This is a genomic window from Paraburkholderia sp. (assembly GCF_035948235.1).
Taxonomy (GTDB): domain Bacteria; phylum Pseudomonadota; class Gammaproteobacteria; order Burkholderiales; family Burkholderiaceae; genus Paraburkholderia.
This window is the reverse complement of record NZ_DASZJJ010000284.1, coordinates 1-11,058: the sequence shown is the minus strand read 5'-3', so window position 1 is coordinate 11,058 and position 11,058 is coordinate 1. Positions and strand designations below refer to the sequence as shown.

General features: G+C 65.4%; 5 protein-coding genes and 1 pseudogene. 5 read left to right on the top strand and 1 reads right to left on the bottom strand.

The window, feature by feature from the left end; translation table 11 throughout:
- A pseudogene (locus VG320_RS24840) lies at positions 1 to 618 on the bottom strand (endopolygalacturonase); the annotation flags it as partial.
- 482 nt (positions 619 to 1,100) lie between these two features.
- On the opposite strand from VG320_RS24840, the gene VG320_RS24835 reads away from it, so the two are divergent.
- The 5 genes from VG320_RS24835 to VG320_RS24815 all read left to right on the top strand — a co-directional run bounded on the left by VG320_RS24835 (position 1,101) and on the right by VG320_RS24815 (position 11,039).
- Positions 1,101 to 2,963, top strand: coding sequence for a DUF2138 family protein (locus VG320_RS24835; RefSeq protein ID WP_327202714.1), 1,863 nt, complete (start codon positions 1,101 to 1,103; stop codon positions 2,961 to 2,963).
- 2 nt (positions 2,964 to 2,965) lie between these two features.
- The gene (locus VG320_RS24830) at positions 2,966 to 3,643 is read left to right on the top strand and encodes a DUF1175 domain-containing protein (protein ID WP_327202713.1); all 678 of its coding nucleotides are present in this window, start codon (positions 2,966 to 2,968) and stop codon (positions 3,641 to 3,643) included.
- A 53-nt stretch (positions 3,644 to 3,696) separates the two neighbouring features.
- On the top strand, positions 3,697 to 8,457 hold the full coding sequence (locus tag VG320_RS24825; RefSeq protein ID WP_414696112.1) for an alpha-2-macroglobulin family protein: 4,761 nt from the start codon (positions 3,697 to 3,699) through the stop codon (positions 8,455 to 8,457).
- 35 nt (positions 8,458 to 8,492) lie between these two features.
- The gene (locus VG320_RS24820) at positions 8,493 to 10,178 is read left to right on the top strand and encodes a DUF2300 domain-containing protein (RefSeq protein ID WP_327202716.1); all 1,686 of its coding nucleotides are present in this window, start codon (positions 8,493 to 8,495) and stop codon (positions 10,176 to 10,178) included.
- A gap of 63 nt (positions 10,179 to 10,241) precedes the next feature.
- The gene (locus VG320_RS24815; RefSeq protein ID WP_327202715.1) at positions 10,242 to 11,039 is read left to right on the top strand and encodes a YfaP family protein; all 798 of its coding nucleotides are present in this window, start codon (positions 10,242 to 10,244) and stop codon (positions 11,037 to 11,039) included.
- The last annotated feature ends 19 nt before the right edge of the window (positions 11,040 to 11,058 follow it).

Here is an 11,058-nt window from a genome sequence, read left to right as displayed (position 1 = left end):
GTCAGCAGGGTTCGGGCTGAAGTAGATCGTGCAGTTCGCACTCAGATGCAAATTGACATTGCTAAGCAGTACGATCGGACCACCGCAGTACCAGTTGCCCGCGGGGACCACCACGCGGCCACCGCCCGCCGCATTGGCGGCGATGATCGCATTGTTGAATGCCGCGCGCGAATCGAACGTCGTGCCCGTAAGCGACGACGAAACCATCTGGTCCGCGCCCGGGCTGGTGGGTGAGGCGCTCTGGCCGAGCCACGGAATCGCCGGACTCCATGCAGTCGCAGCAACGACTTGCGAAGTAAGCGGCGTCGCGCCGTAGGCCGTGACCTGGAAGTCCGCCGAGGGGAACATCGAAGGTGTGATGCCTTGCAGCGCGTTGATGATCTGTTGTGCGGCGCCCGTGGAACCCCAGATCGGATCGACATCTACAGGTGCCGCGCCGCCGCCCGTCGTGCTTGCAGGCGTATCCGTCGGGTTGCCCCCGCAACCGGGCAAGCTGCCCAGCAAAGTCGCGCCTGCCGTGGCGCCCGCGAATGCCATGAAACTGCGGCGACCCGGCGAGGCGGGCGTGCCGGCTGGCCGGTTCGGATTGAAGCGCGTGCCGTTCTTCTGCGTTGTCATCTATGACGCCTCCTGTTTGTCTCGCTGATGGATTTGTTGTTCTGCGCCGCTCGCAGGGCGGTTTTTGGACAAGAATTGTTGTTAGACAAGATGTTTATTGTCAAGCCACGTTGGCCAGGTAATGACCCTGATATGACAACTTGAGCGACAACATCGGACTGTCCGTCACAACGAATCCGTCAGACAAAAAAATGATGCGTATTTTTTACGTATTAATTGCGCGCTCTCAAACTCATTCGGTAATTCATGGATTCGATAAAGTTGGATAAGCATTACGCATATAAGTGATTAATAAAAAATGCCCAGCCGTCATGTTGCTAAAACACCTTTTAGGGTAGTATTCGAGCCTGCCGTAATTAGCCGATCGCGGGGATTTAATACATTGCACGGTGAGTAACGGCTGCGCGCCCTCAGCAAGGCAGGGCGTTTGCGTGCAAGAAATTGCAAGAGAAGACCAATATCATTTCAGGGCATTCGATCCCATGAAGTTAACGCGCAAAAAGGCCGCGATAACCGTTGCGGTTTTAATCGTTGCGCTGGTCGCCATTCAGGCGATTTGGCGACCATTCGGCGGCAAAGGGGCATTTCGTTCTCACGAAGCGGCATTTGATATTCGATATCCCGACGCGATCATCGACAGCGCCGCGCTTTCGCGCTTGCCCAGCGACATGATTCGCGTGCCGTTGCTGCATGCCTTGCTTACGCGCGATTTCGTCGACTACTACGAATCCAATGCCGCTCGCCTGTCGGCCGAAGGCGCGGTGCGCCGTCTCGCCTTCGAGCACGATCTCGACTGGCGCGACGAACTGATCAAACGCGTTTTCGACGAACCCTCGCGCGTGCTGCTTTGGCGCTCGCCCGATGGCCGGCTCGGCTATTGGGTCATGACGATGCATCGCAACGGCCTCGCGAAGCTGATGCAGGCCGTTGGCAATGTCGCCGCGGGCGACACGCAACTGAGCCAGGCCACCACGCTTTCGGGTGGCGTGCCCGTGTACGCGCTCAAGCTCGCAGTCGGTCACACGCTGCTGTTCGCGGCGAAGGGCGAGCGCCTGGTGGTGATGTCGGAGCCCGGCATCCTGCTCGACGCGGATGGCAAGACCATCGGCGATCGCGCGAGCGCGCTCGGCAAGATGCTCGACGATGGCGGCGCGGACGCCATGCATACCTACCGCCTTGACGACGCGCCCGCTGAAGTCAGCGGCCACCGCGTGATCGTCTCGGTCAACTATCTGTCGTTTGGCTATCAGGCTTTTTTCTCGGGCGTGAACGCGCTGCGCTTCGACTTCGCCGCGTCCGGTAAGAGCAGTGACCAGGCCGACGCCAGCGGCGCGTGGAGCACGGCGGCCCTGATCGATCCGGCTCACTTGCCGCAGCATTGGGACAGCGCTGACCTCTGGCGCGCGTTGCCCGCCAACGCCGCCGCCTGCGCAAGCTTGCCGGTGGACTGGAACGACGCCGCCGATCTGTTCGGCAAGCTCGGTGACGGCGAACAGGCCGCAGCGAAGATCGTGCGCGAAAGCTTCGCGGGTCCCGCGGGCGTGTGCTGGTACGCGAAGTCCACGCTGGTCGCGCCGGTCTTTGTCGCCCGTCTCAAACCGCAGGCCGCGCAGGATCCAGCACAACTCGCCGCGATCAAAAGTGCGCTTGCTGGCGCGTTCGGCGACGCCATCGGCGCATACGAAGCGAAGGCGGGCAACGAAGCCGGCTATCGCCGCCTGCCGGTGAAGACGAGCGAGCCGTCCGCCGGCGTCACGCTCTGGACGCGCCCGGTGAGCGCGCGCTCGGGCACCGCGCAAAGCGCCGGTTCGTCGTACGCGGCGCAACTGTCCGCGCCGCGTTTCTTCCCGGTCACGCTCGCGCTCGCGCACGGTTACGTGGTGTTCTCGCCCGATGCGCGTCTTGTGGACGACACGCTCGCCGTGCTCGACAAGCGCTATCCGGCCATCGCCGATACGCTCGCGCCGCAGCGCCTTTCGACCACGGTGATGTCGATCACGCCGGGCACGTCGGCGGCGCTGATCGAGCGCGAGGCGGGGCGCGCGCTGCCGGCCGATCAGGAGGCCGTGTTCCGCAACGCCGCACGCACGCATCTGCTGCCGAAGCTGCATGCCGTCGCCAGCTATGCGCCGTTTGCGTTGAGCCTGCCGGATTCGCTGCCCTCGTCGTTGGGCTGGGTGCCGGTGCAATGGCATTTCGAAGCGCGCGCGAGCGCGTCGCCGCGCGGCGATTCGGCGGCTGGGCGTCCACTCGGCGCGGGCCCGAAAGACGCGGATGACACTTCAAACGCAGCGCAAGCCAACCCGGACGATCAGCCCGCCCAGCCGGGCACGAGCGGCGACTGACCATGCGCCGCCGGTTTCTCCTAAGCAGCGCGGCCGCGCTTGGCCTCGCGCTCGCGCGTCCCGCGAGCGCGCTCATGCCGACCCAGGCCGCGCCCGATCCCGATGCGCTCACGCCCGAGCAATCGGCGATCTTCCGCGCGTGGTTCGTGCGTATCGTCGATCAGCAGATGCGGCGCGGTCCCACGCCGCGCTGGACTCAGCGCGACTGCGCGGGCCTCGTGCGTTTCGCCGCGCAGGAAGCGCTGCGCGAGCACGACGCGCGCTGGCTCAAGGCCAACGGCATGAACAGCGCCGCCGACGCAAGCCGCCTGCCGCCCGAACTGCAATTGAGCGAGCAACAGCGCTCGCTCGCGAACCGCTGGACCCGCATCGACGGCAGCGTGGGCGCCTATGCCTCGGCCATCGCGCTGATCCAGCGCAACAGCCGCTTTGTCTCGCGCGATGTCAACCAGGCGCTGCCTGGCGACCTGTTGTTCTTCGATCAAGGCGACGACCAGCATCTGATGATCTGGCTCGATCGCTACATCGCTTATCACACGGGCACCGTCACGCCGACCGATAGTGGTCTGCGCGCCGTCGCCGTTTCCGACCTGATGCAATGGAAAGATTCCCGCTGGCAGCCGTTCGACGGCAATCCGAACTTCGTCGGTGTGTTTCGTTTCGCGTTTCTGACGCCTTGAGTGCCATGAGTGCCGCCATGCAACGTCTGCTCGTCGCCGTGCTTTCTTTCGTGATGTTTTTTCCGCGAGTTTCCAATCGGAAAAGTCGCGCACGATTCGCAACTTTCAGCGCCGCGTGTGCGCTCCTGCTCGGCGCGGCGCTTACGCCCGCCTGGGCCGACGACGACCCCGCACAGCAGAACATCGACGCCAATCCCACGCTAGGCGCGCCTAACCCGAGCGGCTATGACGGCCAGGTCGTGCAGGGCCAGCCATTCTTCCTGCTTTCCGATGCGAGCTACGGCAGCAATCAGGTCGCGCAGGTGCGTCTGGAAGCGCCAGGTCGCGAATTCCAGTCGGAACTTGAAGGCTATGGTGGCGCGGATATCGTCGTCTACAAGGTGCCCAATCCGCTCGCCTTCCTGAAGGCGCAGAAGAACCTGCACCGTCTGAACATCAAGCCGAACTATCAGGGCGAAGGGCTCGCGAACACGCTCGCCTACCTCTGGGATCGCTGGCTCAGCGACGCGCGCCGCGCGTGGCAACGCGTGCTGTCGTTTGCGACGCGCAGCAAGGTCACGGAGGCGAAACCCGAATTCAAGCTCGGTGATCAGGTGAGCGCGCCCACGCATTTCGAGCCCGAGTCGCGCTTCGCGCCGCTGCGCGGCTATGACCTCGTGACGCGTTTCCGCTATCCGATCTGGAATGCGAAGACGATCCAGCCGCCCAAGGGCGTGAATCTCGAAGGCAGCAGCAGCGAATTCATCGCGGCTTCGTCGGGCAACGTGATGATTCCGGTGGGCAAGCTGCCGCCGGGCCTCTATCTCGTCGAGGCGATGATCGGAAACTACCGCGCGCATACGCTGCTTTTCGTTTCCGATACGGTCGCCGTGGTAAAGGCGGCGTCGAGAGGCCTGCTTGTGTGGACCGCGCGTCGCGACGACGGCAAGCCCGTGCCCAATACCGAAGTGAGCTGGACCGACGGCGTCGGCGTGCTGCAAAGCGGCTCGACTGGCGCGGACGGCGCGCTCGTGCTCGAACACGTTTCGCCCGAGCGTAGTTACGTGATCGGCAACGATCCGCAGGGCGGCGTTTTCGTATCGGAAAACTTCTACTACGACAGCGAGATCTACAACACCAAGATCTATTCGGTCACCGACCGGCCGCTTTATCGTCCGGGCGATACGGTGCATGTGAAGTTCATCGGCCGGACTTTCCAGAGCGCGAATCAGTCGACGGCGCCGGCCGCCGCGCAGCTCAAGCTCGACGTGCTCGACCCGAATGGCGCGCCCATCGCAACGCGCAGCGTGGATTTCGCATCGGAAACGGGCGGCGAAACCACCTTCACGCTGCCCTCCACCGCGCAGGGCGGCGGCTACACGCTGCGCTTCGACTACAACGGCGACAGCTACGGCGGCGCCTTCCGCGTGGCCGAGTACGTGAAGCCGCACTTCGACGTCAATCTCACGATGGACAAGTCCGATTACGCGACCGGCGACACGCCCAAGGGCAAAATCGCGCTGCGCTATCCGGACGGCAAGCCGGTCAAGAACGGCAAGGTGTCGGTGACGCTGCGCGCGCAGAAAGTGGCGATCGTCGATGGCGAGCTGAATTACTCGGGCCTGTTCCCGGTGAAGCTCGAACAGCAGGAACTGCAAACCGATAGCGACGGCAACGCCACGCTCACGCTGCCCGCCGCGAAGGAGCCGAGCCGCTACGCGCTCACGCTGTTCGCGCAGGACGGCGCGGCGTATCGCGTGCGCGTGACGCGCGAAGTGCTGATCGCACGCGGCGCGACGCCGTATCGGCTGTACACGGCCAAATCGTTCTCGCAGCCGCACGAGCGCGTGACGTTTACGCTCGCGGCGCTCGCCAATGCGAACAACGCTGCCTCGACGCACAAGCCCGCGAAGTGGGAACTGACGCGCCTCGAATCGCAGACCAAAACCGAAGGCACGCTGCCCGCCGCTGGCGCGGATGGCCGCGTGAGCTTCCCAATGCAATTTGACGAGCCGGGTTCGTACATGCTCTCAGTGAAGGACGACGCGGGCAATCTGCTCGCGGCTGCCAGCCACTGGGTTGCGGGCGACGGCCTCAAGGCGATTCCGGGCAGCGTCGAGATCGTGTTCGATCGCGACCACTATCAGATCGGCGATACGGCCGAGGCGCTCATCACGTTCCCTTATGCGGTGGACGACGCGCTGCTCACGCTCGAGCGCGATAGTGTCGAAGCCCGCGCGCTGCTCTCGAAGGGCGCAGACTGGCTGAGCCTCACGCGCGTCGCGCCGACGCAATGGAAGGCGCGCATCAAGGTCGGCCCGGAATTCGCGCCGAACATGACGTTCTCCGTGCTCTATGTGCACGATGGCGAATACGTGTTCCAGAACGCGGGCATCGTGGTCGCGAAGCCGTCGATCGAGCTGAGCGTGAAGAGCGACAAGCCCGTCTACGCGCCGGGCGAAACCGTCACGCTCGATCTGGGCAGTGCGCTCGCTGGCAAGCCTTTGCCCGCGCATCTGACCGTGAGCGTGGTCGACGAAATGGTCTACGTGCTGCAGCCCGAGATCGCGCCGAACATCTCCGACTTCTTCTATCACCCGCGCCGCAACAACGTGCGCACGACGTCGAGCCTGTCGTTCATCACTTACGACCTCGCGCTCTCGGCGATGCGCGGCGCGCCAGGCGGCCCGCAGCGCGGCCAGTACAACGAGCGCGGCGTGAAGGTGCTGGAGCGTCCGCGTCGCGACGACATCGACACGGCGGCATGGCAGGCCGATCTGCAAACCGACGCGAGCGGCCATGCGCGCATGACTTTCCGCATGCCCGACGCGCTCGCGCGCTGGCGCGTCACCGTGCGCGCGATTTCGTCGGACGGCACGGTTGGTCAGCGCACCGCGTATGTGCGCTCGGACAAACCGCTCTATCTGAAGTGGAGCGGCCCGGCGAGCTTCCGTAGCGGCGATCAGCCCGTGATCGACATGATCGCGTTCAATCAGGGCAATGCCGATGTCGATGCGCAATGGAGCGTGAACGGCGCGGGCCTTGCGGTCGATCGCAAGGTCACGCTCAAGCCGGGCGCGAACTATCTGGCGCTGCCGCGCGTGGCGCTCACGCCGGGTGTGGTCGATTCGAGCCTGCGCGTGAACGGCAAGGATATGGATCGTCTGCAGACCACGGTGAGTCTGGGCGCGCCGGGCTGGCTCGATCTGCGCGAGGTACCCGTCACGCTCGACACGAATCCCAAGCCGCTGGCGCTTGCGCCCGATGCGCAGGACGTGCGCGTGCGTCTCGTCGCCAATGGCACGAGCCAGTTTGCGCGCGTGGCCGACGATCTCATCGAGTATCCGTACGGTTGCGCCGAACAGACGTCGAGCCGCCTGATTCCGCTCGCGCTCGCCCACGATGTGCTGGGCCGCGATGGTGACAACGCGGGCCCACAGAGCATCACGCAGGGTATCGAAGCGCGTTTGCGCAACCAGCGTCAGCGTCTCTCGCTGCTCGCCGGGATCAACGGTGCGTTTGGCTGGTGGGGCGATACCACGGGCGGCAGCGCCTTCATCACGGCTTACGCCTATTACGCGGACTGGCTCGCGAGCCGCAGCCTCGGCATCACGCTGCCGGACAGCAACTGGCAACACGCGCTCGATATCTATCGCGACGAAGGCGCGAAAGAGCCGCTGCTGCATCGCGCGCTCGCGCTCTGGCTGCTTCAGCAGATGGGCCAGCCAGTCGCAACGCCGGTGTCGGGCGTGGCGGGGCAGCTCGCGCAACAGGCATCGGCGATGTTCGATCAGGACAAGGCGTTGCCCGCCTATGGCGTCGAGGACAGCCTCGTGTTCGCCGCGCCCGATTCGCCGCGCGGCCTGGAGGCGGCGGTGGTGCTGACCGCTTACACGGCGCGCGCCACCAACGCGAGCCTGCCCGATGGCTTCGACGCGCTTGCCGCCCGCGCGCGCGCCGCGCTGATGACGAACCCGACGCCGCTGATCCAGAGCCTGCTGGCCATGGCCGGCGACGCGGGCACGCCCGTCGATGCGAACGCGGTGCTCGTGCAGAGCAGCGCCTCGTATCCCACTGTCGATCGCGCGCTCACGCTGCTGTGGCTGCGCAAGGCGATGGCGGGTTCGCGCAACGGCGACGCGGCGCAACCGCTGCCCGCTTTGCAGGGTAGCGGCTGGGTGCGCACCACGACGCCCACGGGCGCGAGCCTCTACAAGTGGACGGGCGCGGCGCTGCCGGTATCGCTTGATGTGGGCGCGACGCGTCCGGATGTTGCCGCGCTGGTGTCGTATCGCAGCCGCGCGGCGCAGGCGAGCCGCTTGCCGGTGACGATCCAGCGCACGTTCTATCGACTCGATCCAATCGCGCCGAAGACCGACGCCGATAAAGCCGAAGGCCATTTCACGTTCGAGGCGCATCGCGTCAAGGCAGGCGATGCCATCGACAGCAACGCGCTCTATGTCGACGAAGTCACGCTCACGCCGCAGGACAAATCGGCGCTGCATTACGGTCTGCTGGACGTGCCGTTGCCGCCGGGCGGCTCGGTCGAAGCGACCAGTTGGGGCGTAAGCATCGACGGCCTGCCGGGTGCGGGCGAGGGTGGCAACGGGCCGCAGCCGTTTGCGCGCGCGGCCAGCTACGAAATGGGCGATCTGAGCTATCACCAGCCCGTGCCTTTGCTCGATCGTCCCGTGGCGCTGCGCCAGCTCGTGCGTTTCGCGGTGCCTGGGACCTTCACGATGCCGCCGGCCCGCTACTTCCGCATGTATCAGCCGGAGGAAAAGGCGTATGAAGGCGGCCGCAGCGACCGCATGGTCACGCTGCGCATCGAGTGAGGAATGAGGTGAGGACGCGCATCGTCGGACAGGCCATGGTGTTGCTGCTTGCGATCGTCCTCGCAGGCGGCGCTGCCAGCGCGCAGGCCGCGACATCGGCGTTGCGCTTCGCCTGGCTGCGTGACGGCAGCGCGCGCCTGTGGACGTTCGACGCGAACGACCCGGTCGCGCTCGCCTCGCCAGGGCCCGGCGCTGAGTTGCCCGCGACGCTGGACACGCAACTGGGTAGCGTGTGGAAGCTGTTCGTCTACGCGTATCTCGTCGACCGGCAACTTCCCGCGCCCGACTATCAATGCGATGGCGGCGACCGCGAAGAGGTCTATTGCTGCATGACGGGTGGCCACATCGACCGCGACCGCGCGCTGGTGCAGTCGTGCGGGCTCTTTTTCGAGCCGCATCGGCTGCAACTCGATCCGGCGGGCTGGCGGCAATACTGGCGCGCGCGCAAGGCGCCCGCGTGGTTGCAGGATCTCTATGCACTGAAGCCCGAAAAGCGCGTGCGTGTCGAGGAACTGCTCGCGGCCTTGCAGGCGATTCCGTCGCGCGCGCGCGACGACACGGGTAACACACTGGTCTCGGTCGTCACGAGCGGGCGTGGTGAAGGCACGGTGTCGCTCTATGGCAGCCTGCTGCGCGCGAAAACCTGGACCATGCCCGATCCGTCGAATGCGAGCGGCTACGAAGGCGGCGCGGCGGGCTGGCTCGCCGATGGCACGCCTGTGTGGCTGGGCGGTCGTGGCGGCAGCGTGCGCGTGCTGGCGGCTGCGGCGCCGCGCATCGCGCCGCTCGTCGCGCAAAGCACCGTCGCCGACGACCGTGCCTGCGTGAGCGTCGAATTCTTTACCCGATATCCGATACGAAACGTGTTCGATGCGCGCGCGGGTGGTCGTCCGGCGCAAACGGGTCTGCTCGACGGCACGTTCAGCGTAGCGTTCGAAAACGGCAATTCGCTGCCGATCGAAAGCCATGGCGACATGCGCCTCGATCGCGACGACGACGGCAAGCTGCATATCGTCGGGCGCTTTGGCATGAACGACTACATCGCGCGCGTGGTCGAGCGTGAGGGCGACACGACGCAACCGCAGGCGGCGCGTGCGCTGGCCGTGGCGGCGCGCAGCTATCTCGTGCAGAACGCGGGGCGTGAACGCGGCTGCTACGAAATCGACGACAGCAGCCGCACGCAGCGCGTATTGCCGCGACCGCCGCGCGCGGCCTCGCGCAATGCCGCCGATTTCACCGACGGCCTGGTGCTCGCGGGCGTGCCCGTGCAGTTCCATCACGACAAGGCCGCGCCCGGACAAATGAGCTGGCTCGACGCGAAGGCTGCGGCGCAACGCGGTCTTGCCTTCGACGCAATTCTTGCGCGCACCTGGCCGCAGGCCACGCTCACGTCTTTCGCGAGTCCGCTCGCGGGCGATTGCGAGCCGGTGGTGGGCGCGCGCGACTGGCTGGGGCGTCAGGCGCCGGTATGGGCGCGGCGTCTCGCCAGTGAGCCAGGTTATGAGGAGCCCGAACTACCGGCAGTGTGCGAAGTCACCTCAGGCCGTCCTTACGCGGATGCCGGGCGCAACCGCGTCTATATCCGCCGGCTGCGCTCCGATGACGACCGCATCGCGCTCACGCACGAATATCTGCATCTGGCCTTCGCGCATCATCCGCGCGGCCAGGACGAGACGTTCATCGAGCAGACCGCGCGCAAGCTGATTCTCACAGGAAGTTGAATGACGATGAAACCGTTCGCGCAAGCCTCTGTTTTTGCCGCCGCGCTGGCCTGCATTTGCGCGATGACGTTCGCCAGCGGCATCGCCCTGGCAGCCGGTGACGCCGCTTCGGACGCGGAAGGCGGTGTGCTTGCACGCATGACCGGCGCGTTCAACGGCTGGCGTCATAGCGGCCTCACGAACGAAGGCGAGCAATACGTTGCGGCCTATCCGCGCCCGCCTGTCGATCGCGGTTCGCAACGCTTTCGCACGCTGATCGAAGGGCAGTTGAAGCATGTCGATGCGCATGCGCGCCGTCCGCCCACGCTGGTCATCAACGGCAACGCCACGCCGCTCTACACCGACGAGCAGGGCTGGTTCGCGCGACCCTGGGCGTTCGGCGCGGGATCGAACAGCGTCGAGATCATCTCGCCCGACGGCACGAAGCATCAGCGCATGCAGTTCTATGAAGCGGACCGTACCAAACCGCAGGCCAAACTGCGCGCGATCGTGACGTGGGATGATCCGCATGCGCAGGTCGATCTGCACGTCATTACGCCGGACGGGCTCCACGCGTACTACGACAATCCGATCCTCGCAGACGGTAGCGGCTTCGATGTCGATTCCGTGGACGGCGCGGGACCGGGTATTTTTTCGTCGGCGGCGCCCGAGCATGGAACCTGGCTATTCTTCCTGAATTACTGGGGCAATTTCGATTCGACCGGCTATAACTTCGACGCGCATGCGCACGACCGCGAGGTCATCACCGCCACGCTCACGCTCGTGTTCAACGAGAACACGCCGAACGAGCGCCGCGAGACGCGCGTGGTGCCGCTGCGCAAAATCGGCGATCTCGTGCTCGTGAAGAGCGAGCAACTTTGAAGGCGCAACGGCAAACCGG